Annotated in this window: 20 protein-coding genes and 4 tRNA genes; 5 read left to right on the plus strand and 19 right to left on the minus strand. The window is 57.8% G+C overall.

Going from position 1 to position 22,794, the window contains the following annotated elements:
* Positions 1-4 precede the first annotated feature (4 nt).
* The 9 genes from M2416_RS25040 to lptM form a co-directional block, all read right to left on the minus strand.
* Positions 5-907, minus strand: a complete 903-nt coding sequence (locus tag M2416_RS25040) for an endonuclease/exonuclease/phosphatase family protein (protein ID WP_259227428.1) — start codon at positions 905-907, stop codon at positions 5-7.
* Between the two features lie 214 nt (positions 908-1,121).
* Positions 1,122-2,072 (minus strand): magnesium/cobalt transporter CorA, encoded by a 951-nt coding sequence (gene corA / locus M2416_RS25045; protein ID WP_041143496.1) that lies wholly within the window; start codon positions 2,070-2,072, stop codon positions 1,122-1,124.
* A 148-nt stretch (positions 2,073-2,220) separates the two neighbouring features.
* Positions 2,221-2,277: a YsgD/CorL family protein gene (ysgD, locus tag M2416_RS27015; RefSeq protein WP_350028775.1), complete on the minus strand. Its 57-nt coding sequence runs from the start codon at positions 2,275-2,277 to the stop codon at positions 2,221-2,223.
* Positions 2,278-2,425: 148 nt separating this feature from the next.
* Positions 2,426-4,588 carry a DNA helicase II gene (gene uvrD / locus M2416_RS25050; protein ID WP_259227430.1) on the minus strand — a complete coding sequence of 721 codons (2,163 nt, stop codon included), beginning with the start codon at positions 4,586-4,588 and terminating at the stop codon, positions 2,426-2,428.
* Between the two features lie 78 nt (positions 4,589-4,666).
* Positions 4,667-5,383: a 5-amino-6-(5-phospho-D-ribitylamino)uracil phosphatase YigB gene (gene yigB / locus M2416_RS25055; protein ID WP_041143494.1), complete on the minus strand. Its 717-nt coding sequence runs from the start codon at positions 5,381-5,383 to the stop codon at positions 4,667-4,669.
* Positions 5,383-6,285 carry a tyrosine recombinase XerC gene (gene xerC, locus M2416_RS25060; protein ID WP_259227431.1) on the minus strand — a complete coding sequence of 301 codons (903 nt, stop codon included), beginning with the start codon at positions 6,283-6,285 and terminating at the stop codon, positions 5,383-5,385. Before xerC ends, yigB begins: the two co-directional genes overlap by 1 nt.
* Positions 6,282-6,989, minus strand: a complete 708-nt coding sequence (locus tag M2416_RS25065) for a DUF484 domain-containing protein (RefSeq protein WP_041143492.1) — start codon at positions 6,987-6,989, stop codon at positions 6,282-6,284. The genes xerC and M2416_RS25065 overlap by 4 nt, the downstream gene beginning before the upstream one ends.
* The gene (dapF, locus tag M2416_RS25070; protein WP_041147498.1) at positions 6,986-7,810 is read right to left on the minus strand and encodes a diaminopimelate epimerase; all 825 of its coding nucleotides are present in this window, start codon (positions 7,808-7,810) and stop codon (positions 6,986-6,988) included. Before dapF ends, M2416_RS25065 begins: the two co-directional genes overlap by 4 nt.
* 64 nt (positions 7,811-7,874) lie before the next feature.
* Positions 7,875-8,078, minus strand: a complete 204-nt coding sequence (gene lptM / locus M2416_RS25075) for an LPS translocon maturation chaperone LptM (protein WP_045853606.1) — start codon at positions 8,076-8,078, stop codon at positions 7,875-7,877.
* Positions 8,079-8,216: 138 nt separating this feature from the next.
* Between lptM and cyaY the strand changes: the two genes are divergently transcribed.
* Positions 8,217-8,537 (plus strand): iron donor protein CyaY, encoded by a 321-nt coding sequence (gene cyaY, locus M2416_RS25080; protein WP_041143490.1) that lies wholly within the window; start codon positions 8,217-8,219, stop codon positions 8,535-8,537.
* An 83-nt stretch (positions 8,538-8,620) separates the two neighbouring features.
* Here cyaY and cyaA read toward each other — a convergent pair whose 3' ends face one another.
* Positions 8,621-11,173 (minus strand): class I adenylate cyclase, encoded by a 2,553-nt coding sequence (cyaA, locus tag M2416_RS25085; RefSeq protein ID WP_045853607.1) that lies wholly within the window; start codon positions 11,171-11,173, stop codon positions 8,621-8,623.
* 348 nt (positions 11,174-11,521) lie between these two features.
* Between cyaA and hemC the strand changes: the two genes are divergently transcribed.
* Genes hemC through hemY form a run of 4 tightly spaced genes read left to right on the plus strand, consistent with a single transcriptional unit; the run spans position 11,522 to position 15,609 of the window.
* The gene (hemC, locus tag M2416_RS25090; protein ID WP_045853608.1) at positions 11,522-12,463 is read left to right on the plus strand and encodes a hydroxymethylbilane synthase; all 942 of its coding nucleotides are present in this window, start codon (positions 11,522-11,524) and stop codon (positions 12,461-12,463) included.
* A complete protein-coding gene (gene hemD, locus M2416_RS25095) occupies positions 12,460-13,200 on the plus strand; it encodes a uroporphyrinogen-III synthase (protein ID WP_076947993.1) in 741 nt (246 codons plus the stop codon). The genes hemC and hemD overlap by 4 nt, the downstream gene beginning before the upstream one ends.
* Before the next feature lie 21 nt (positions 13,201-13,221).
* Entirely contained in the window at positions 13,222-14,409 is a 1,188-nt protein-coding gene (gene hemX, locus M2416_RS25100; RefSeq protein ID WP_133601426.1) for a uroporphyrinogen-III C-methyltransferase, read from the plus strand.
* A gap of 3 nt (positions 14,410-14,412) precedes the next feature.
* Positions 14,413-15,609, plus strand: coding sequence for a protoheme IX biogenesis protein HemY (gene hemY / locus M2416_RS25105; protein WP_259227432.1), 1,197 nt, complete (start codon positions 14,413-14,415; stop codon positions 15,607-15,609).
* A gap of 493 nt (positions 15,610-16,102) precedes the next feature.
* Here the strand turns inward: hemY and M2416_RS25110 are convergent.
* The 9 genes from M2416_RS25110 to wzxE form a co-directional block, all read right to left on the minus strand.
* Positions 16,103-16,179: transfer RNA gene (locus tag M2416_RS25110), tRNA-Pro, on the minus strand.
* 42 nt (positions 16,180-16,221) lie between these two features.
* Positions 16,222-16,307 (minus strand) — tRNA-Leu (locus M2416_RS25115).
* Positions 16,308-16,329: 22 nt separating this feature from the next.
* A tRNA-His gene (locus M2416_RS25120) sits at positions 16,330-16,405 on the minus strand.
* Between the two features lie 65 nt (positions 16,406-16,470).
* Positions 16,471-16,547: transfer RNA gene (locus M2416_RS25125), tRNA-Arg, on the minus strand.
* Between the two features lie 102 nt (positions 16,548-16,649).
* Complete coding sequence (gene thrP, locus M2416_RS25130) at positions 16,650-18,035, minus strand: bifunctional threonine/serine APC transporter ThrP (protein WP_076947991.1); 1,386 nt, start codon at positions 18,033-18,035, stop codon at positions 16,650-16,652.
* Between the two features lie 337 nt (positions 18,036-18,372).
* A complete protein-coding gene (gene wecG / locus M2416_RS25135; protein WP_259227434.1) occupies positions 18,373-19,113 on the minus strand; it encodes a lipopolysaccharide N-acetylmannosaminouronosyltransferase in 741 nt (246 codons plus the stop codon).
* Positions 19,114-19,124: 11 nt separating this feature from the next.
* Positions 19,125-20,471 (minus strand): ECA oligosaccharide polymerase, encoded by a 1,347-nt coding sequence (wzyE, locus tag M2416_RS25140; RefSeq protein ID WP_143717696.1) that lies wholly within the window; start codon positions 20,469-20,471, stop codon positions 19,125-19,127.
* The gene (locus M2416_RS25145; protein WP_259227436.1) at positions 20,468-21,547 is read right to left on the minus strand and encodes a TDP-N-acetylfucosamine:lipid II N-acetylfucosaminyltransferase; all 1,080 of its coding nucleotides are present in this window, start codon (positions 21,545-21,547) and stop codon (positions 20,468-20,470) included. Before M2416_RS25145 ends, wzyE begins: the two co-directional genes overlap by 4 nt.
* Positions 21,544-22,794, minus strand: coding sequence for a lipid III flippase WzxE (gene wzxE / locus M2416_RS25150; RefSeq protein ID WP_076947987.1), 1,251 nt, complete (start codon positions 22,792-22,794; stop codon positions 21,544-21,546). Before wzxE ends, M2416_RS25145 begins: the two co-directional genes overlap by 4 nt.

A 22,794-nucleotide genomic window follows, 5' to 3' on the forward strand; every position in this document is an offset into this window, starting at 1 on the left:
ATTTTTACTGCTCGGTGAGCTCCAGCTCGGCAATCAGGGGTAAATGATCGCTGGCGGATGACCAGGCAAAGGCCGGCGAGTTATGCGGCACCTCGATTTTTTTCACATTCCATTTTTGCCCCTTGAAGGTAAAAATATGGTCAATATCGATTGCCGGGTTAACCGCGGGCCAGGTGCGGTAATCCGTCCCCTGCTTCATTACGGGGTTAAAGAAATAACCCACCTCTTTTAACGGCTGCTCATCGTGCGTGGAGTTAAAATCACCCGCCAGGATTTTGATCGATGAGGCGATATCTTTAAAGTCGGATGGGGCATCGCCGATGCTCACGTCCAGAAGATGGCGAACCTGCTCCACGCGCATCGTCGGATCCTTCTGCCAGTCGAGATGGGTCACCATCACCAGCACCGGGCTGTCAAAGCCGGGAACGGCGATTTGCGCCAGCAGCGCGATTCGCTGCTCGGCATCCCCCGACGGCAGCTTAATCACCTGGGTATGGTCAATTTTATATTTGGACAGAATACCGACGCCATATTCTCCGCCGTCGAAATCCAGCGCCTTGCCGAAGGCATAGTGATAGTGGTTGGCGTCCGCGATAGTTTTTAGCTGATCGATCTTTTGGCTTCTGGCGGTTTTATTATCGACCTCCGGAACCGCAATAATATCGGCGCCGATGTGCTTAATCGCTAAATTGAGTGAGGTAAAATCCGCCACGTTATCGGACGCTTCATTCTTGCCGATGTTATAGGTCGCAATCTTCAGCTGAGGATAATTCTCGGCGTAGACCTTATCCGCAACGCCGCCTTTTTGAACCGCAAGAATCTCATTACCAGCAAGTTTTTCAACAGCTTGTGCATTAACGGAGAGGCAGGCCAGGGCCAGGAAGGGTAGTGTAAAGATACTTTTCATTCTAAAATTTCACCTTTGTTTATCGGGAATATTGCGATGGTAACAATTATCCCTCAGCCGTTATGTGACTTATTGCCCACACTTATGATGCGCAGAGAATTAAGTCACTCGCGATAATCAAAGCCTGTTTCCGTTCTCCGGCGCGGCGGCTGACATAAAGGTGAAAAAAAACGGCCACCTTATAAGGCAGCCGGTTTTGATATAATTTATTGTTTTAAAGCCAGTTTTTACGCTTAAAGTAGAGGTATGGCGCCAGCCCGGCCAGCATCATAAAGACGATCGCCCCCGGATAACCAAAGCTCCAGTGCAGCTCGGGCATAAACTCAAAGTTCATCCCATAGCTTGATGCCACCAGGGTTGGCGGCAGGAAGACCACGGAGACCACCGAGAAGATCTTGATGATGCGGTTCTGCTCGATGTTGATAAAGCCCATCGCCGCCTGCATCAGGAAGTTCACCTTCTGGAACAGCGATTCGTTATGCGGCAGCAGCGATTCGATATCTCGCAGGATCTCACGCGCCTGCTCCAGCTGGCCCGCCGGCAAGCGCGCCTTGCGCACGAGGAAGTTCAGCGCCCGCTGGGTATCCATCAGGCACAGGCGCACCTTCCAGCCGATATCTTCCTGTTCCGCCAGGGTAGAGAGCGCGTCATCGTACTCGTCGCCCTGGCGACCTTCCATAATCACCCGGCTCAGCTTTTCCAGGTCGCTGTAGATATTTTCAATTTCATCCGCCAGCTGTTCGATTTTTGTTTCGAACAGATCGAGCAGCAGCTCGTAGGCGTTACCATCAACCATTGACTGGTTGCGCACGCGCATGCGGTAGAGACGGAATGCGGGTAGCTCACGCTCGCGCAGGGTAAAAAGGCGCCCTTCGCGGATGGTAAACGCCACCGTGGAGTTGCCGGCGTGATCCTCTGCATCTTCAAAGAAGAAAAATGAGTGAATGTGTAAACCGTCTTCATCTTCGAAGAAACGCGCCGACGCTTCGATATCTTCCAGCTCCGGACGGGTTGCCAGGTTCTGACCCAGTTCCGTCTGCACGCGGCTACGTTCTTCATCGTCAGGCTCGACCAGATCGACCCACACCGAGCTGGCAAGGTGCTTGATCTCGTCGGCTTCCAGGCGCGTCAGACGATTATTTTCCAGTTGAAATGCGCTCAGCATGACCGGGACTCCCAATGCAAAAAAATTATCGGACAGTTCGGTGGGCACACAGAAACAAAAGGGGTTTCAGACCATTAAGCCTGACTCAGAGCGACGGGAATGACGGGTCGCTGACAACCGCTAAGGCTATCAGCATAAGAGGATAGCCTTAGGAGTTGTTCCTGACGGACAGGAAGTTGAGCCAGCATCTACTGGGTGTGTCCAAGGCGAATGTCCTCTTAGCGTAATCGTGCGCGCATGTTACGCCAGCGCAAAAACGGCGTCAACACGCAACGAAACGCTAAAGAGCAAATCCTGCCCTTTAGCATATAAGGCTAGCAGATTATTACAAAAAAACGATATTTTTCTTACTGTTACACTGTTTCCAGCCGCGCATAGGCTGCCACCAGCCATTTGATGCCCTGCCCCTGGAAAGCCACCTGCAGACGGCTATGCTCGCCGCTGCCTTCCAGATTCACGATGGTGCCTTCACCGAATTTCGGATGGCGCACGCGCTGACCCAGTTTGTAGCCGGTATCGTTCTCCGCCATCGGCGTGCCCATGCGCTGATGGCTCACCGGACGGCTCACCGTGGCGCGCAGGCGCACCTCTTCCACGCACGTCTCCGGCAGCTCGCCGATGAAGCGCGACGGACGATGGTAAACCTCTTTGCCGTACAGGCGACGGGTTTCGGCGTAGGTCAGCGTGAGCTTCTGCATCGCGCGGGTTACGCCCACGTAGGCAAGGCGGCGCTCCTCTTCCAGGCGCCCGCCCTCGTCGAGCGCCATCTGGCTCGGGAACATCCCCTCCTCCACGCCGACGATAAACACCTGCGGGAACTCCAGACCTTTCGCCGAGTGCAGGGTCATCAACTGGACCGCATCCTGCCAGGTATCAGCCTGCCCTTCGCCCGCCTCCAGCGCGGCATGAGAAAGGAACGCCTGCAGCGGCATTAAATCCTCATCTTCATCGTTGTAGCTGAACTGGCGCGTTGCCGTCACCAGCTCTTCTAAGTTCTCGATACGCGTCTGGCCTTTTTCGCCCTTCTCCTGCTCGTACATGATGCGCAGGCCGGAATCTTTAATCACCCGGTCGGTCTGGACGTGCAGCGGCATATCCGCCGTCTCCTGCGCCAGGGCGTCGATCAGCTCCATAAAGCGCTGCAGGGCGCTGGCGGCGCGGCCCGCAAGGGCTTTATCTTTCAGCAGCTCGCGGCACGCCTGCCACAGCGTCAGCTGGCGGTCGCGCGACGTTTGGCGCACCACGTCCAGGGTGCGATCGCCGATGCCGCGGGTCGGCGTATTGACCACGCGCTCAAACGCGGCGTCATCGTTGCGATTAGCAATCAGGCGCAGGTAGGAGAGCGCATCTTTGATCTCCTGACGTTCGAAGAAGCGCATGCCGCCGTAAATACGGTACGGCATGCTGGCCTGCAGCAGCGCCTCTTCCATCACGCGCGACTGGGCGTTGCTGCGGTAAAGGATGGCGCACTGCTCCAGCGCCCCGCCGTTTTCCTGCCAGGTTTTAATCCGGTTAACCACGAAACGCGCTTCGTCGAGATCGTTAAAGGCGCAGTACAGGGAGATCGGTTCGCCGTCGGCGCCGTCGGTCCACAGCTTCTTGCCCAGACGTCCGCTGTTATTTTCAATCAGGGCGTTGGCGGCGCTGAGGATATTGTTGGTTGAGCGGTAGTTCTGCTCCAGGCGAATGGTCTCGGCGCCGGGGAAATCGGTCAGGAAGCGCTGGATATTCTCAACCTGCGCGCCGCGCCAGCCGTAGATCGACTGGTCATCATCGCCGACGATCATCACCTTGCCGCTATCGCCCGCCAGCAGACGGATCCAGGCATACTGAATATTGTTGGTATCCTGGAATTCGTCGACGAGGATATTGGTAAAGCGTTCGCGGTAGTGCTGAAGAATATGCGGCTTGTTGAGCCACAGCTCGTGCGCGCGCAGCAGCAGCTCGGCAAAATCCACCAGCCCTGCGCGATCGCAGGCTTCCTGGTAGGCCTGATACACCTTCTGCCAGGTCTGCTCCACCGGATTGCCGTAGCTCTGGATATGGTGCGGGCGCAGCCCCTCATCTTTTTGGCTGTTGATGTACCACATCGCCTGACGCGGCGGCCACTGCTTCTCGTCGAGGTTCATCGCTTTGATCAGCCGCTTCAGCAGGCGCAGCTGATCTTCGCTATCGAGGATCTGGAAATCCTGCGGCAGGTTGGCATCAAGATGGTGGGCGCGCAGCAGACGGTGCGCCAGGCCGTGGAAGGTGCCTACCCACATGCCGCCCTGGGTGGTGCCCATCAGCTGGCCGATACGGTGGCGCATTTCCGCCGCCGCTTTGTTGGTAAAGGTCACCGCCATAATGGAGTAGGGCGAACAGTTTTCTACGCTGATAAGCCAGGCAATGCGATGCACCAGTACGCGGGTCTTACCGCTGCCCGCTCCAGCCAGAACCAGCATATTGGTGCGCGAGGCCGCGACGGCTTCACGCTGTTTATCATTAAGGCTGTCGAGCAGGTAAGAAACGTCCATTGGCACCGCCGGAAATGAGCAGCCCGGCAGCGCTTGGCCTGGCGGGCATACTGTTAATATATACAGAACTAATGGTGATTATATCAGCGAGGTCAGAGATGCCAACCGCGAAATTTCAATGTGCGGCAGCAGCCGGCTGTCGGTGGTGTGCATCAGGTCGGCGCCCTGCGGCTTAATCCAGCAGGCCTGCATGCCGCAGCGGATAGCGCCCGCCACGTCGGTGGTCAGGTCATCGCCGACGTGGAGTATCTGCCCCAGCGGCAGCGCCAGACGCTCCGCCGCCAGATGATACATATCGGCAAACGGCTTAGAACGCCCGTCCGGCCCGGCGCGCAGCACAAAGCGGAAATAGTCGCTCAGGCCGAACAGTTCCGGCTGCGCATTGCCGTTAGTCACCGCCACCAGCGGCCACTTCTCCGCCAGCGCGGCCAGGGTATCGTGGGTTTCCTGCGGTACGTCAATCAGGCTGCGCCAGTGGGCAAAGTTCGCCATCGCCGCATCGGCGCCGGATTCGGCCTGCGCGGCAGAGAGTCCGGCGTTCATCATCCCCAGCACCAGAGCACGCCGTCGCCATTCGGTCACGTCGTGGTAAATATCCGGCTCGGTCTCCAGCAGCGTCTGGCGCAGCTGCTGCAGGTGATGGGCATCGAACTGGCTCAGCGAAGGGTGGTAGCTGCGCACGAAGGCCAGCGACTCGTGCAGCGTCCGGTCGATGACCGGGCGGTTGTCGTAAAGGGTATCGTCCAGGTCAAACGTCAGTGCTGAAATCTGGCCCAGAGGTCGGTAAAAACGCATTATTTCCCCCGTTTGGCGCGCGGATGCGCCGCATCGTACACCGAGGCAAGGTGTTGAAAGTCAAGATGGGTATAGATTTGAGTGGTGGAGAGATTGGCATGGCCCAACAGCTCCTGCACGCCGCGCAGATCGCCGCTCGATTCCAGCATATGCGTGGCAAAGGAGTGGCGCAGCTTGTGCGGATGAACGTGGCTGTTCAGCCCCTGCTTAATTCCCCACTCGGCAAAACGCTTTTGAACATTGCGCGCGGAGATGCGTTTGCCAAGCTTCGACAAAAACAGCGCATCGTCATCGGTGCCGAAGAGGCCGCGGAGATCCAGCCAGTGCTCAATCCACGCCACCGCGCTGCGGCCAATCGGCAGGCGGCGCTCTTTGCTGCCTTTCCCCATCACCCACACCTCTCCTGACTCCAGGTCGAGGTGCTTAATGTCGAGGTTCACCAGCTCAGAAAGACGCAGGCCCGCGCCGTACATCACTTCCAGCATCGCCCGGTCGCGTACCGCCAGCGGATCGTTCAGATCGATATCCAGCAGCCGGTTAACGTCGTCGACGTCGATATTTTTCGGTAAATGGCGCGGTATTTTAGGCGCCGAAATTCCCTTTGCCGGGTTGGCGCTCAGCTCACCCTGCGCCACCAGCCAGTCAAAGAAGCTGCGCAACGCCGAGAGGCGCAGCGCCAGGCTTGCCGGGCCCAGCCCCTGTTTTCGACTCCGCACCGCCAGACCGCGCACCTGAGCCGCATCGCACTGCTGCCAGCTTTTTAAGCCGGCGTTTTCAGCCAGCGCCACCAGCGCATCAAGCTGGCGTCGGTAGTTAAGCAGCGTAATCGGGCTAAGCTGACGCTCCACGCCAAGATAGCGCAGGAAGCGGGCAACGGCGGTAAACAGCGGAGAGTCGGTCATGCGCGTTCAACCCAGCGCTCCAGCAGGCCTGGCAGCATCAGGGCAATTTCCTGAAGCAGCTGTGTGCCCTGCCCCTGCTGATAGTGCTGCGCATCGCGGCTACTGAACAGCATAACGCCGGGCGCATCATCGCCGCCCAGCAGCGACATCGCCACCGAGCCGATGGCTTTCGCCTCCGGCAGCACCACCAGCAGCTCCGGTCCGTTCAGCGGACCGAGGTAGTGGCGTTCCTGCCTGAGACGCTGAATGCGCACGGGTTCAAAGGCCTGGCGGGTCAACGCAAGGTGGGTGAATTTTGAGGGCGCGCCGAGCCGCCAGCTGTCGGGGAACAGACGCACCGTTGCGCCGGCCAGGCCGAGCTCGCGGGCCCAGCGATGAAAGCGATTGAGCATCTCATCGAGGCTTTCTGCCGCCGCCAGCCGCGTCTGCAGATGGAGGAGCCGCTGAAACAGGCTTTCGTTGGCCGTCGCCTGCTCCATCAGCAGCGACATGTTCTCTTCCAGCACGTTGATATGATTACGTGCGCGAGCCATGTGCCACTCGACCAGCGAAACGGTCCCCCGAACCGGGTGAGGAACCTGCATGTGCTCCACAAGAGCGGCATTACGAATAAAGAATTCAGGATGTTGCAACAGATAGTCCACCACCGCACGGTCATCCAGCGCGCCGATCGTATCCTGCTGTTCTTCCCCGAGTTGTTTCATAAATGAATAAATCCGTCGTAGACGTGTGCCGCCGGGCCAGTCATAAACAACGGTTGACCCGGGCCTTTCCAGGCGATATCAAGACGCCCGCCTGGTAATTCCACGCGTACTTCCTCGGCCAGCAGCCCCTGTTGGATACCGACCGCGACCGCCGCACAGGCGCCGCTGCCGCAGGCCTGGGTCTCGCCCGCGCCGCGTTCAAAGACCCGCAGGCGAATGCGATGACGCTCGACTATCTGCATAAAACCGATGTTCGCGCGTTCCGGGAAGCGTTCGTGGCTTTCCATCACCGGGCCAAGCGTTTCCACCGCCGCGGTTTCCACATCATCGACCTGGATGACGCAGTGCGGGTTCCCCATTGAGACCACGCCGCACAATACTGTCTGCTCAGCGACGCGCATAATATAGGTCTTTTCCGCTTTGTTCGCGCGGAACGGGACCTGGGACGGCTCAAAGTTCGGCTCGCCCATATTCACGCGCACCAGATCGTCTTCCGTTACGCTTAATACCATACGACCGTTCGCCGTGCTGACGCGGATATCACGTTTATTGGTCAGGCCTTTCAGACGTACAAACCGCGCAAAGCAACGCGCGCCGTTGCCGCACTGCGACACTTCGCTGCCGTCAGCGTTAAAGATGCGGTAATGAAAATCCAGATCCGGATCGTAGGGCGGCTCGACAACCAGCAGCTGATCGAAGCCCACGCCAAGATGCCGGTCTGCCAGCCGGCGAATCAGCTCCGGAGAGAAAAAAACATTCTGTGTTACCGCGTCAACGACCATAAAGTCGTTACCCAGGCCATGCATTTTAGAAAACTGCATCATCTGTACTCTAACTAATTTGCGTTTCAGGAGGACGGCAGGCCGTTCGTCCCGGGGAGTAGCGTCAGTAGTCTACCTGGGTCGGGCCACCGCTATCGCCGCGATCGTTACGATCTGGCGTCGCGCTCTGGATACCGCTATCGACCGGTTTGGTCGGCGGCGGCGCCGTTTTATCCGCCGGTGGGAAATAGAGCGGCCCCTTCAGACCACAGCCGGTGAGGCTGAAGATCGCCAGCAGAACGGCAAGCGTAGGAAAAGCGTTTTTCATTGATAGTTGCCCGTGAGTCATTCTTTCTGCTTTCTATCATCGCAGGAGAAGACGTAAAAGCAAGCGTTTAGCATCCGACTGCGCGCGCTTTTGTTTCGCGCTATACTGCCGCCATCTTCAAAAAAGCAGGGTAGAACCATGAATGACAGTGAATTCCATCGCCTGGCCGACAGCCTGTGGATGACTATCGAAGAGCGCCTGGACGAGTGGGACGGCGATAGCGATATCGATTGTGAAATTAACGGCGGCGTGCTGACCATTAGCTTTGAAAACGGCAGCAAAATCATTATTAACCGTCAGGAACCGCTGCATCAGGTCTGGCTGGCGACCAAGCAGGGCGGCTACCATTTTGACCTCAAAGGCGACGAGTGGATCTGCGATCGCAGCGGCGAAACCTTCTGGGATCTGCTGGAGCAGGCGGCAACGCATCAGGCAGGCGAAGCGGTGAGCTTTCGTTAAAGCGGGCTAGCTGGCTACGCTCATCGGTATCCCCGGTACGCTGCGCGCAGCCGGGGAACACTTCGCGATATCAGGACGCGATATCAGGAGTAGTGCTGCTGGAGCATCGGCGACGCCGCGGCATCCTGATTGACCGGTGCCGTCACGGCGCCGATGGCCTGGCTACGGAAGGGAATGACCTGCGGCCGGCCGTCAACGTCAACGATCTGGTAGAACTGCGGCAGGTTGAAGTTGATAAAGCTGGAGCCGTAGGTGAACCGGTCGTGCGACGAGGAGTAGAAGCGGCTAACGTCGCGCACCAGCTCCTCTTTACTGCCTTCACAGTGATGGTAAACCTCGGCGCGGTTGCTCTCGTCGAGAATGTAGATATTAAACCCGCTGTCGTTATCCGCCTCTTCAAAGAAGAACTGAATAATCCCTTCGCTGGCAAAGCCATCCACCACCTGCGGCAGCCTGACGTGGTTGGTTTCTACCTGAACCGACAAACCATGCAGCTTGTTGTGCGAGATAGCGCCATAGAATTCAATGGCATTTTCCAGCTTCTGCACCGAGACGTTAAGACGTTCGAAGAACAGGCCCCACGTCTGCCCTGAGACGCGCAGCGCCTTGAAGCGGCCGGTGTCCTGACGGGTACTGGAGAGGCGTAGCTCAACGCACTCGGAGACCAGCTGCTGCACGCGAGTGCGGATGAGCCCGCGCAGATGCTGGCTGTAGCAGAACACTTCAACGCTATCCGGCGGCGCCGCGTCCTGGTGCATTTTGCCCAGAATGGTCTTCAGCGCTTCGATCATCGCCTGCTCGCCGTTGAAGTGCAGGGTTCGCACTTCGTTCCACGAGTTGCGATACAGCAGGTCCACGCTGCCTATCAGGCACTTCTGCTCTTCGCCAAAGCTAAATACGTCCAGCTTGCGGAAGTCAAAATGCACCACCTGATTGCGGAACGCGGCGGTCGGATCGTATTCAAGGTTAACGATAATCGCCAGATGGCGGATTTCGCAGGGGCTATACAGCGCTTTCGGCGTAGGCGAAGGCAGACGCAGCGGGAAGTGGTGAGAAACATCGGCTACCATCTCCTGCAGCTTCGCCAGGTCGACAATGCCGTTGCCCTTAATAAACAAGCGGGTGCGCGACGTCAGCAGGCCGTTAAACCACGCCCATGCCACCAGCTTGTTCAGATAGCGGTTATATTCCAGCGGCTGATGGCTAACGATCGATTCCATATCCGGCGCGCGGTTATAGACATACCATCCGGTGCGGTTAGCGCGGCCCGGCGGCACGTGGATAAAGGTCAGATTCGGTTCGGAGAGATCCGGCGATATCTGCGGGTTCACCAGGGTCACTTTCCCCGGCAGCGCTTCAAACGCCGCGTACAGCTTGCGGGTCAGCACGCCAATATCCTGCGGGCTGGCGGAAACACTGAGGTTGTTGCGACGCGCAAACCGAATCAGGTTGCGGTAGCTCTGCATCATCGCATCAAGCAGTTCGTTGTGCGCTTTGCGTACTTCGTCGATCTTCCAGTTGGCCCGGTTGTCCAGCATCGCCAGACGCTTTTCATCCCAGCCCCACTCTTTCACCAGGTGGCTCACCACCTCGCGACGCCAGCCCACGCAGGCGCGCTCGCGGCTCAGCTTTTCGCACACTTTCAGGTAGAAACAGCGGCGTACCAGGTCGAGGCGCGTCTCATCCTCAATGGCCTGCAGGTAGATCGTGACGCGTTCCAGCATCATGCAGTAGGGATCGAGACCGAATGAAACGATCTCGCCGTCGTGCAGGCGCTGTTTAATATCTTTCGCCAGCAGGCGGTTATTGGGGTATTCCCAGGAATAGGCTTCCAGCAGCAGCGTTTTCAGCACCGCTTTATAAGGCGAATCAATGCTTTTATACAGCTGCCACAGGCTGGCGCCGAAGTACTCTTCCGCCGACAGCGAGCTCAGGCCGCCGAGATCCAGCCATTCGTTCGGCGTCAGCACGCCCTGCGCGTAGAGGCTCATGACGTAATCGTCATAGTGCTCTTCTTCGTCGCACGGCACCATGTTCCACAGAATACGCTTGCCGGCAAGGCGCACGGCGGTGCGGTAGAATTCGTCCAGCAGCAGGATATGCTGAGTAGAGCCACAGTCTTCGCCGCCCAGGCTGCCGCTTTCGTTATGGCGGAAGCGGTTTTCATCGATCAGGAAGAAGCTGACTTCCACGCCAAGCGATGCCGCCCAGCTCTCCAGCAGGCTGCATTTACGCTGCAGCAGCTGGCGCTCGTCGGTATCGAGCCAGGCCTGGTGGCAAACCCAGATATCAAGGTCGGAAGAGCAGCTTTGGCCGACGGATGAGGTGCTACCCATGGAGTAAACGCCGGTAATCGGCAGCTCGCCTTTCGGCGGCTCCTGCGTCAGCATTCCGCGGTTTAGCTCAAGCTCGTCAAGGTAGTGGCGTTGGGTTTCATCAGGCGTGTAAAGGCAAATGCCTCGGGGAACGTTACCGTCAAGGTAACCCGGCATCAACGGGTGATGATAATGTAGTAATGTCGGCAGTAGACTGTAAACCTGCTGAAAAGCGGGTCCCATGGCAGCAAGCGCGCGATCTACGCGCAGTTGGTTGATGGCATCCAGTCTCTGTTTCAGTGTCTCAATATAGAGGTACAAGACATATCGCCTGATGTTCAAAAACCCGACGTACCATAGCCAGTACCGGGTTTCAGTATTTCAACAAAAACCGTCACCATTCGTCGTCGGTGTGGTTGTGATGAACTGCTGACGGACAAATGGTTTAAAACGTGATCAATCTAACACCTTGCTGATTGACCGTAAAGAAAGATGCGCTACATACAAGTGTAGCACCGTTTACTGCGTGTAAATTCCTCTCTACGGTTCGGCAACCGGTATGCGCATAAAAGGCCAATAAAGAGATGGCCGAGGCCCTGACCCACAAAACTAACATCCATAAGACAACAATGTTAGGATGGTTTGTGGTCGACAATGACGGTAACAAGCATGTTAGACAAAGTTTTGAAAATTGCCACAAGGCAAAGCCCACTTGCGCTATGGCAGGCGCATTATGTGAAAGAGCGCCTTGAGTCCTGCCATCCGCAGCTCAAGGTTGAACTGGTACCCATGGTCACTCGCGGCGACGTGCTCCTTGATACACCCCTCGCAAAAGTGGGTGGCAAGGGCCTGTTTGTCAAAGAGTTAGAGCTTGCCATTATGGAAGGGCGCGCCGATATCGCCGTCCATTCTATGAAGGATGTTCCCGTCGAGTTTCCCGAGGGCCTCGGGCTGGTAACGATTTGTGAGCGAGAAGATCCGCGCGACGCTTTTGTCTCAAATCACTATGCCTCTATTGACGCGCTGCCTCAGGGCAGCATCGTTGGCACGTCAAGTTTACGCCGCCAGTGTCAGCTGGCCGCACGGCGCCCGGATCTGCAGATTCGTTCCCTGCGCGGTAACGTCGGTACCCGTTTGGGCAAACTGGATAGCGGTGAGTATGACGCGATTATTCTCGCCGCGGCGGGGCTGCTACGCCTCGGGCTCGAAGCGAGAATTCGCCAGCCGTTAAGCCCTGAACAATCTCTCCCTGCCGTCGGGCAGGGCGCAGTCGGCATTGAGTGCCGTCTTGACGACGAGTGGACGCAGGCGCTGCTGGCACCGCTGAACCATACGCCTACGGCGATACGGGTTCGCGCCGAGCGGGCGATGAACACCCGCCTTGAGGGCGGCTGTCAGGTGCCGATCGGCAGCTACGCCGAGCTTATTGACGGCGAGCTGTGGCTACGCGCGCTGGTCGGCGCGCCGGACGGTTCCCAGCTGGTTCACGGCGAACGCCGCGGGCGCCCTGAAGACGCCGAGCGCCTTGGCGTCTCTCTGGCGGAAGAACTGCTGGATAACGGTGCCCGGGAGATCCTGACCGCCGTTTATGCCGGAGAAGCGCCACGATGAGTATCCTGGTCACCCGTCCGCTGCCGCAGGGCGAAGAGCTGGTCAGCCGCCTGCGCGGGCTGGGACGCGTGGCCTGGAGCTTTCCACTGATTGAATTTACGCCCGGCCGCGAGCTGCACACGCTCGGCGACCGGCTGGCGGCTCTCTCCGCGGGCGATCTATTGTTCGCCCTCTCGCAGCATGCCGTGGAGTTTGCCCACGCTCGCCTGCAGCAGCAGGCCCTGCGCTGGCCGCTGGCTCCCGGCTATTTCGCCATTGGCCGCACCACGGCGCTGGCCCTGCATAAGGTCAGCAGCCAGAATATTCGCTACCCATTAGATCGGGAAATCAGCGAAGTCTTGCTACAATTACCTGAATTACAAAACATTGCTGGTAAGAAGGCCCTCCTGCTTCGCGGCAACGGCGGCCGGGAACTACTCGGCGAAACGCTCCGCGAGCGCGGCGCTGATGTCACTTTTTGTGAGTGCTATCAACGTTGTGCAAAGCATTATGATGGTGCAGAAGAAGCAATGCGCTGGCAGTCTCGCGGCGTCTCGACGCTGGTCATCACCAGCGGTGAGATGCTGCAACAGCTTTGGACGCTGATCCCGCAATGGTATCGAGAACGGTGGCTCCTCCGCTGTCGCATTTTAGTTGTCAGCGAGCGCCTGGCCCAGCAGGCACGGGAATTGGGCTGGCAGGATATCCAGGTTGCCGAAAGCGCCGACAACGATACGCTGCTACGCGCATTACAATAACTCTCAACATTGGAAGCCATAATGACGGAACAACAAAATCAATCCGCCGTGGTTGAAGAGACCAGGGAGGCCGTGGAAAAGACGCCACAGCCAGAGAAAACCGGGAAGGAAAAGGGCGGGAATAAAACCAGTCTTGTTTTGAGCGCGGTCGCTATCGCTATTGCCCTCGCCGCCGGCGTGGGTCTTTACAGCGTGCACAAGCAGCAGCTATCCCGACAGAACGCGGCCAGCTCAGCATTAGCCGCGCAGATTGCGGCCCTGCAGAAATCGCAGGAAGGCCAAAAAACCGAACTCGAAGGCATCATCAGGCAGCAGGCTGACCAGCTGACCGCAGCCAAAAGTCAGCAGGATGCGCTGGCGAAGCAGCTGGAAGAAGTGCAGCAGAAAGTGGCCGTTATCTCCGGCAGCGACGCTAAAACCTGGCTGCTGGCGCAGGCTGATTTCCTGGTGAAAGTTGCCGGACGCAAGCTGTGGAGCGATCAGGACGTCACCACCGCCGCCGCGCTGCTCAAAAGCGCCGATGCCAGCCTCGCCGACATGAACGACCCCAGCCTGATTGGCGCCCGCCGCGCCATCACCGACGATATCGCCTCGCTCTCGGCGGTAAGCCAGGTCGACTACGACGGCATCATTCTTAAAGTGAATCAGCTCGCTAATCAGATAGACAACCTGCGTCTGGCGGATAATAACGACGACGACTCCCCGATGGATTCCGACAGCGAAGAGCTGTCCAGCTCCATCGGCGAGTGGCGCATTAACCTGCAGAAGAGCTGGCAGAGCTTTATGGACAGCTTTATCACCATCCGCCGCCGCGATGAAACGGCAGTGCCGCTGCTGGCGCCAAACCAGGACGTCTACCTGCGCGAGAATATTCGCTCCCGCCTGCTGGTCGCCGCGCAGGCGGTTCCGCGCCATCAGGAAGAGACCTACAAGCAGGCCCTGGAAAACGTATCGACCTGGGTTCGCGCCTATTACGACACTGACGATGCCACCACCAAAGCCTTCCTTGAGGAGGTCGATAAGCTGAGCCAGCAGAGCATCACCATGAGCGTACCGGAAAATCTGCAGAGTCAGGCCATACTCGAGAAGCTGATGCAGACGCGAGTACGTAACCTGATGGCACAACCCGCCGTCGCACAGAGCGGTGCTCCGGCTCCTGCCCCGACGCCAGCCGTGCCGGCACCAGCCCCTGCGCCACAAGGAGAGTAACGCATGTTGAAAATTCTCTTACTCTTCGCACTGCTGATCGCCGGGATCGTTATCGGTCCGATCATTTCCGGCCATCAGGGCTACGTGCTGATCCAAACCGATAACTACAACATTGAAACCAGCGTCACCGGCCTGGCGATCGTACTGATCCTCACAATGGTGGTGCTGTTTGCCATCGAATGGCTGCTGCGGCGTATTTTTCGCACCAGCGCCCATACCCGCGGCTGGTTCGTAGGGCGTAAACGCCGCCGCGCGCGCAAGCAAACCGAGCAGGCGCTGCTAAAACTGGCGGAAGGCGACTACCAGCAGGTTGAAAAGCTGATGGCCAAAAATGCCGATCACGCCGAGCAGCCGGTGGTTAACTATCTTCTGGCGGCGGAAGCAGCCCAGCAGCGCGGCGATGAAGCCCGCGCCAATCAGCATCTTGAGCGCGCAACGGAGCTCGCCGGGGACGATCTGATCCCGGTAGAGATTGCCCGCGTGCGCCTGCAGCTGGCGCGCAATGAAAATCATGCGGCGCGCCACGGTATTGATAAGCTGCTGGAAATCACTCCCCGCCATCCTGAAGTCCTGCGTCTCGCGGAGCAGGCCTACACCCGCACCGGCGCCTGGCACTCGCTGCTGGACATCATCCCGTCGATGGCCAAAGCCAACGTCAGCGATGAAGAGCATCGCGCCGCGCTGGAGCAGCAGGCGTGGATTGGTTTAATGGATAAGACGCTGGCCGATCGGGGCAGCGAAGGCCTGCGCGAATGGTGGAAAAACCAAAGCCGCAAAACGCGTGGCCAGGTCGCGCTGCAGGTGGCGATGGCCAATCTGCTCATTGAGAGCGATGACCACGATACCGCGCAGCAGATTATTATCGATGGTCTGAAAAAGCAGTATGACGATCGCCTGGTGATGCTTATCCCGCGCCTGAAGACCAACAATCCGGAACAGTTGGAAAAAGTGCTGCGCCAGCAGATCAAAGCCGTCGGCGATCGTCCGCTGCTGTGGAGTACGCTGGGGCAATCGCTGATGCGCCATGGCGAATGGCAGGAGGCCAGCATCGCGTTCCGCGCCGCCCTGAAGCAGCGCCCGGATGCGTTTGACTACGCCTGGCTGGCCGATACGCTCGACCGGCTGCACCAGCCGGAAGAGGCCGCCACTCTGCGCCGCGATGGCCTGCTGTTAACCCTGAAGAACAATACGCCGCAGTAGCCGTCCCTGCCGCTGTCGCCTCATCAGGGGCGACAGCGCTCTTCTCTCTGCGCGCCGCCTTCTCCGTTTATCCCCTGCCCTTTTCTTACCAGCCCCTGAAAGAAAAAAACGCCCGCACTGATAATCAGGGCGGGCGTTAAAACAGGTCTGTTTGACAACAAATTGGGTGCTTCACTCAACGTCGTGTCCATGGTGTTTGATGAGACCAGATAATGGCGACATCTGTCAGTGGACGATAAGCACCGTAAACGGCTCTGCGTCATTCCTGAGTTTATGAGGCCCTAAGGCGAACATAAGAGATGGAATGAGCATCTACCCGTTTATTATCGCACAGGTTCTGTGGAGATGACATCTCCCCTGATGGTGAATTGGGAGTTTTCTGGACAAATAATGGTGGTAGAAGCAAGGAGGTTTTATTTTTCAAATCAGGGAGATACGAGGATTTTTTGCGATATCAGAAAACAAAAAACCCCGCCGAAGCGGGGTTCAAAATTGGTCGGCGAGAGAGGATTCGAACCTCCGACCCACTGGTCCCAAACCAGTTGCGCTACCAAGCTGCGCTACTCGCCGATATACTGCTTTTTGAATTTTTAGTTCAATTCTTTAAAGTCGTGGTGCGAGGGGGGGGACTCGAACCCCCACATCCTAAGGACACTAACACCTGAAGCTAGCGCGTCTACCAATTCCGCCACCTTCGCAATTCACAACTCTATCAAATAATGGGGTGGCTAATGGGATTCGAACCCACGACAACTGGAATCACAATCCAGGGCTCTACCAACTGAGCTATAGCCACCACTACAAATCTTTTCACGCGGCACTGTCTTAAACAGTCCACCGCAGCTCAAGCACCGGGTTAAATGGTGCGCCCGACAGGATTCGAACCTGAGACCTCTGCCTCCGGAGGGCAGCGCTCTATCCAGCTGAGCTACGGGCGCTTAGCGCCGTTGCGGGGTCGGATATTACGGACTTCCCCCCCCGCTGTCTAGTGCCTTTTTAAATAAAATTTCCGTTTGCTCACACTTTATGCGCTTTGCTGCTTATTCAGCCGCTTTATCGACATTTCCATGCCGCCCGAGGCCAAAAACCTTATAAATAAGGGTAACCAGGGCCAGAAAAAGAATTCCGACAAACAGCGACATCCGGGTATCTTCGTTAAAACCCATGCCGATCAGCACGCAAACCAGAAACGCCATCGTAATATAGTTCGCCCATGGGAAGAGCAGCGAGCGGAACGGGTGGCTGGCCATCGCCTCCTGATGCGCGCGGCGAAAACGCAGCTGGCTAATCAGGATCACAAACCACGGCACCATACCCGGCAGCACGCTCGCGCTGTAGACGTAGACGAACACCCGCTGCGGGTTGGGAATGATATAGTTCAGGCAGGAGCCCACCAGCAGGATCAGGATCGACAGCGCGACGCCGACCGCCGGTACGCCGTTGCGGGAGACCTTGCCGACTGCCGCCGGCAGCTGGCGGTTTTTTGCCAGCGCGTAGAGCATGCGGCCACAGCTGTACATTCCGCTATTGCAGCCGGAAAGCGCGGCCGTGAGAACCACAAAGTTGATAATGCCCGCTGCGGCGGTGATGCCAATCTTCGCGAAGGTCAGCACGAACGGGCTGCCGCCGGAGCCAATCTGATTCCACGGGAAGATAGTCACAATGACGAAAATGGCGCCTACGTAAAAAATAAGGATACGCCACAGAACTTTGCCGACCGCGCTGCGCAGGGTCACCTGCGGATTCTTCGCTTCTCCGGCGGTAATACCGATAAGCTCAACGCCCTGGTAGGAGGCAACGACAATACAGAGCGCGGTCAGGAAGCCCTTCCAGCCGCCGGCAAAGAAGCCGCCGTGTTCGGTCAGGTTGCCAAAGCCGATGGAGTGCCCGCCGTTACCAAAGCCAAAGAAAATCACCCCCAGCCCGACCACAATCATCACGATGATGGTCGTGACCTTAATCATCGCAAACCAGAACTCGATCTCACCGTACAGGCGCACCGCCGCCAGGTTCGCCAACGCCACCAGCCCAACGGCAATCAGGGCCGGTATCCACTGCACCATATCGGGGAACCAGAACTGGACGTAAACCCCGATGGCCGTAATCTCCGATATCCCTACCGCCATCCACATAAACCAGTAGGACCAGGCGGTCAGATAGCCGAAGAACGGGCTCATATAGCGGTGAGCGTAAACGGCGAACGAGCCGGTTACCGGTTCGAGGAACAGCATCTCCCCCATCGAGCGCATGATAAAGAAGACAAATAAGCCCGCAATAATATACGCCAGCAGGACCGACGGGCCGGCCCACTTCAGCGTACTCGCCGATCCCATAAATAAACCGACGCCAATCGTACCGCCAAGGGCGATTAGCTCAATGTGCCTGGCCTCCAGCCCGCGCTGAAGTTCCGCTTTTTTCTCAGTCATATACCCTCTTGTGTTTGCCCTGCTCCGGGTTTTACTCGTTCCCCGCCGAACGGCCTCGCTATTGGCAGCACGCACCCGTCCCTCCGTCATCATGATGGATGTCGGAAAGTCAGCTGATAAGCCGCCCTGATGCCCTTCTGAAGGTCCCGCGCATATACCGGTTATTTTTATAAATGTGTGAAAGGAAATAGCCCTGCCAGCACGCCGGCAAAGCGTGCCGGCGCGCATTAAGCATGCGAATGGTTAATTAATTTTGCCGAAATGGCAAATAAAGTATCAGCCAGGTGAATGGATTACACAGAATATGGGTGAAAACTCGCCAGTTTGCAGTGGAATATTAGAGCTGGCCGGTATAATACCAACGTAAATATCGCAGCAGCCTGATCTGTCTTTTAATCCGGCTGGGCTGTGATATCAAACGATAGAACCACTCCAGCCCCATGTTCTGCCAGAACCTGGGGGCCCGGTGAACGTGGCCGGTAAAGACGTCGTAGGTGCCGCCCACGCCCATATAGAGCGCCTGCGGATAAACCTGCCGACAGTCGCGCATCAGGATCTCCTGGCGCGGTGAACCCATCGCCACGGTGACAATTTTGGCCCCGCTGTCGCGGACGCGCTCAAACAGCGCCTGACGGTGGTCGGCGGAGAAATAGCCGTCCTGGCTGCCGACGATGTTAACGTTCCAGCGCTGGCACAGCTGCGTACAGGTCTGGGCCAGCACCTCCGGCTTGCCGCCGATCAGAAAGACCGGCGTGCCCTGGGCTCCGGCGCGCTCCATCAGGGCCTCCCACAGGTCGGCCCCCGCCACGCGCGATACCTGGGCCTGAGGATATTTTTTACGTAATGAACGCACCACGCTAATACCGTCGGCATATTTAAATTCGGCCGCTTCAATCAGCGCCCGAACCTCAGGATCGTCCTCGACTGCCAGCATCTTTTCGGCGTTGATAGCCACCAGCGTACCCTGACGAATTGCGCCGTCAGCGTAGAGAAAATCCAGTGCGTGCTGCATGTCGCGCCACCCGATGAGCTGTAAACCTCTCAGCAGGTACAACGGCGCGGAAGTACTCTCAGACATGTTAATCCTTATCAGACCTGAGGTTGCGAAAGCGGTTTGGTCCGCTTATGAATCAGCCCTACGCTATCCAGGAACCAGTACAACAACTTCGCCGCCAGCAGGCAGATACCAAAGATCACGAGGAAAAACACCACGCGAGAGCCGAAAGAGTCCAGCCCTTCGCGTGCCAGCACGATCATATTGAAGATAGCGCCAAAACAGAAACTATGCAGAATGGCCGCCTTGTAGCGGTTACTCTCCCGGTTGCCAAGCTCATACAGCCAGTCAAACCACTTAATAATCAGCCCGACCACGACCGCCCCCAGCGGAACAAACCACACCCCGCCCATCACCACCAGCGAACCAATCAGCGTCGGGGAGATGGCCAGCCCGGAGTGATTATTCAGCACTTCCCAGGTGAAGTAGTTGGCGGTATTGAGGACCATCGACGGTCGACCATGCCACATCCAGCTGGGAATAAAGACGTAGAAATCCCTGATCATCGGCGCCAGCCCCTGGAACGCTATCTTATCGTAGTTCTGCAGCAGTAGCGCCAGGTTCTCCCACGGCGAGAAGGTATCGCGGGTCAGGTACAGGAAGGTATAAAACGCCTCATCGCCGCTGACGTTCATCCCGTAGCGCTTCAGGGCCAGCCAGAACATACCGACGATCCCCAGCACGCCGGCCGCAGCCAGCATCCACAGGCTTATCCAGCCGCGAATAATGCCGATAAACAGGAAGATGGCGAAGGCGATAATGATGTTCGCCCGCGTGCCGCCGACGATAGCGTAGGTCAGCAGGCCAAAGGCGGTGGTGCTGATAAGGAAGAAAATCCACGCCTTATAGTCCTGGCGCAGGAAGTAGACCACCAGCATCGCCGGAATAAAGAAATAGAAAAAGCGCTTCAGCGCCACGCCGGACACTTCGCTGGAAAAGATCTGGCTATAGGAGTTGAGCCTGAACAGCAGGAATCCGTTGTGGGCAAAGAAAATGCCGACGCACAGCAGCGCAACGGCCAGCAGAATCATCCATGCCAGATGGGTCTCCACGCGGTTCATGGTGAACAGCGGGCGGCGCTGGCTATCGTGAGCGGACGAACGCAGCCGCGTTTTGTAGGTGACGTAATACACCGCGTAAAAGCACACCGACACCAGCAGAGTTTCCAGCAGCACTTCCGGCGGCGCAACGCTGACGTCAAAGCGGAAGACCAGAATGCTGGTCAGCGGGAAGCCGAAGAAGAAAGTCAGCAGAAACAGCAGTGAAAAGAAGACGTTGAAGTTAAAGCGCACCCGGCGAAACTCAAAGTACGTGGCGGTGGCAATAAACAGCGACGACAGCAGCCAGACCACCAGCAGCCCGCTAAATTGCATTAATGTCATGCGCTCACCCCCGAGGCAATCTGCAATGCCCGCTGCCAGCCCGTCAGGTAGTTTGGCCGGAAGAAAGCAATCTGGTTCTTATCAACGTTCGCCAGCTGACGTTGGGCCTCGCGTACCACGGCAACATCCAGGGTATCGCCGGTAAACAGTACCGGAATATTCTGCTCCGTCATATCCTGCCAGAACGGATTCTCCCGATTCAGTACGCAGGGAATACCCGCCTGAATCAGCAGGCACAGCGTACCGATCCCCTGCTGGCGGGCAAAGAGGAAATAACCCAGATCGCAGCGGCGCAGCAGCGCCAGGTAATCGTTGAATTCCAGCCTGTCGCTGAGCACCTGTAAATTCCCGGCGCTAAACAACGCCGCCCCCGCCGCGCGCACTTCGTTAATATATTCCGCATTGTTGGCCGGATAGCCCATCGGGACGATCACCTTTACCGTATCGCCAAACTGCTGATGAATAGCGCGCAGCGCCGCAATATGTTCATTGCTGCGATCGCCGGAGTTGCCCACCAGAATGGTCAGCGCGTCGGTGCGCGGGGCGCTATCCGCCAGCGTATTCAGCGCCGGATCCATCCGGGTCGGGAAATAGAGCAGCTCTCCCGCAACCTTAGGGTGGCGGCGGGCAAACCAGCTCAGGTCGCCGCGGGTGGCAAAAACGCGCCCCACGCGCCCCTGCGCCATACGGCGCAGCGGATAGAAAAGCCGGAACTTCAGGCTGGACGAATTCTCATACAGATCGGCGCCCCAGATATGCCAGTTGAACTGGGAAGGGCGAATTCCGCCGCCGAGCAGCGCCAGCCACAGGCCGGTATTGAACTGACCGTGGAAGAAAAAGCGCTGGCGCCGATCCGCTTTCGCCGCGGAGATGACCGCCTGCGCCAGCGATTTCTTTCCGGGATAGCAGGTGATGGATAGCGCCGGATACGCCTCGCGGACGCCCGCTGCGTCACCGACCACCATAAACGTGCGCGCCCGCGCGTCGCCGGCGGCCAGCTGGTCATTAAAGAACCGCAGAACGGTCTGATTGTGGTGCGGAATATCCGATCCCAGTACGTGTATCAGTGCTGTCATGCCCGTTTACGCCAAAGTAAAAACACGCCGCTACAAAGGGCGAAATAAACAATATACGTAGCCATATACGCCTGCGCTGCGCCAACTGCACCGTGCGCCGGGATAAGCCAGTGTGAGAAGGCGGTCAACAGCGTGAACTGGCTGATTTCCGTCAGAATATAAAAACGCAGTGACGCTTTGGCGATCACCAGGTAGCCATAGACATAGGCCCCGACCTTAAGGACGTCACCCACCAGCTGCCAGGCAAACAGGTCACGCATCGCCGTAAAGCGTTCGGAAAACAGCAGCCAGATGGCAAAGTCGCGGAGTAGCCAGACGGTCAGGCTTGCCGCCGCCACCGCCGGCAGAACAAATTTTAGCGATTTGCCGATCTCGCGGGTAATATCCGCTTTGGCGGTTAGCCGGGAGAGCGTAGGCAGCAAATAGACGCTGAACGACGCGGTGATGAACTGCAGATAGGCGTCGGAAATACTGCTCACCCCCTGCCAGATCCCCACCGCCTCCCAGCCGTAATGCTCCGCCAGCAGGTTACGCATCATCACGTAAGCGACCGGCAGCGTTACCGAGGTAATCAGCGCCATCAGGGTAAATTTTGACAGCTGCCCGGCGAAGCCGTTATCCCAGCGCGGGCGCAGCGCGCTAAGCGGGATACTCCCCCGCCGCCACAACACGATAGCCGCCGGAACCACCACCAGCGCGGGAACCAGCGCCAGCCCTAGCAGCGCGCCCTGGTAGCCGCCGAAATGGTAACAGGCATAGTATGCCACCACGCCGATCAGGCTACCGGCAATCAGCGATACCGCGTTCCCCGCCGCATCGCGGAAGCCTTTTATCAGCGCCAGCAGGAAGTTAGCCCAGGCAATGCCCATCTGCACCAGCGCTACCAGCCGCACCAGCCCCTGGTACTGCGTATGACCAAACAGCCCCTGGCTAATCGGCGCCGCGGCGAGTAAAAAGATAATCGCCAGCAGCGTCGAGAAGCCCAGCACCATCGAAGAGGAGGTGCCGACTACCTTATCCAACTGCTGGCTATCGTCATAATGCTGCGCCACCAGCTTGGTTACGCCGTTGAAAATACCGGCCCCGGCGAGAACGCCAAGCACGGTGACCATCTGGCGAAAGTTACCGGCCTGGCCTACGCCCGCCGGCCCGAAGGAGACGGCCAGCAGCTTAACCACCAGCAGTCCGGCGCCGATTTTGACCAGGGTGGACGCCGCGGTCCACAGGGAAGCTTTTGCCAGCGACAT

The sequence above is a fragment of the Klebsiella sp. BIGb0132 genome, assembly GCF_024810075.1.
In the GTDB taxonomy this organism is placed as follows: Bacteria; Pseudomonadota; Gammaproteobacteria; order Enterobacterales; family Enterobacteriaceae; genus Klebsiella; species Klebsiella terrigena.

Excerpts from the sequence above, each read along its gene's own strand:
- cyaY (WP_041143490.1), top strand. The coding sequence starts at position 8,217 with ATGAATGACAGTGAATTCCATCGCCTGGCCGACAGCCTGTGGATGACT.
- hemY (WP_259227432.1), top strand. The coding sequence starts at position 14,413 with ATGTTGAAAATTCTCTTACTCTTCGCACTGCTGATCGCCGGGATCGTT.
- lptM (WP_045853606.1), bottom strand. The coding sequence starts at position 8,078 with ATGAAAAACGCTTTTCCTACGCTTGCCGTTCTGCTGGCGATCTTCAGC.
- corA (WP_041143496.1), bottom strand. The coding sequence starts at position 2,072 with ATGCTGAGCGCATTTCAACTGGAAAATAATCGTCTGACGCGCCTGGAA.
- wzyE (WP_143717696.1), bottom strand. The coding sequence starts at position 20,471 with ATGACATTAATGCAATTTAGCGGGCTGCTGGTGGTCTGGCTGCTGTCG.
- wecG (WP_259227434.1), bottom strand. The coding sequence starts at position 19,113 with ATGTCTGAGAGTACTTCCGCGCCGTTGTACCTGCTGAGAGGTTTACAG.
- hemD (WP_076947993.1), top strand. The coding sequence starts at position 12,460 with ATGAGTATCCTGGTCACCCGTCCGCTGCCGCAGGGCGAAGAGCTGGTC.
- dapF (WP_041147498.1), bottom strand. The coding sequence starts at position 7,810 with ATGCAGTTTTCTAAAATGCATGGCCTGGGTAACGACTTTATGGTCGTT.
- M2416_RS25040 (WP_259227428.1), bottom strand. The coding sequence starts at position 907 with ATGAAAAGTATCTTTACACTACCCTTCCTGGCCCTGGCCTGCCTCTCC.
- yigB (WP_041143494.1), bottom strand. The coding sequence starts at position 5,383 with ATGCGTTTTTACCGACCTCTGGGCCAGATTTCAGCACTGACGTTTGAC.
- hemC (WP_045853608.1), top strand. The coding sequence starts at position 11,522 with ATGTTAGACAAAGTTTTGAAAATTGCCACAAGGCAAAGCCCACTTGCG.
- wzxE (WP_076947987.1), bottom strand. The coding sequence starts at position 22,794 with ATGTCGCTGGCAAAAGCTTCCCTGTGGACCGCGGCGTCCACCCTGGTC.
- thrP (WP_076947991.1), bottom strand. The coding sequence starts at position 18,035 with ATGACTGAGAAAAAAGCGGAACTTCAGCGCGGGCTGGAGGCCAGGCAC.
- M2416_RS25065 (WP_041143492.1), bottom strand. The coding sequence starts at position 6,989 with ATGAAACAACTCGGGGAAGAACAGCAGGATACGATCGGCGCGCTGGAT.
- M2416_RS25145 (WP_259227436.1), bottom strand. The coding sequence starts at position 21,547 with ATGACAGCACTGATACACGTACTGGGATCGGATATTCCGCACCACAAT.
- uvrD (WP_259227430.1), bottom strand. The coding sequence starts at position 4,588 with ATGGACGTTTCTTACCTGCTCGACAGCCTTAATGATAAACAGCGTGAA.
- hemX (WP_133601426.1), top strand. The coding sequence starts at position 13,222 with ATGACGGAACAACAAAATCAATCCGCCGTGGTTGAAGAGACCAGGGAG.
- xerC (WP_259227431.1), bottom strand. The coding sequence starts at position 6,285 with ATGACCGACTCTCCGCTGTTTACCGCCGTTGCCCGCTTCCTGCGCTAT.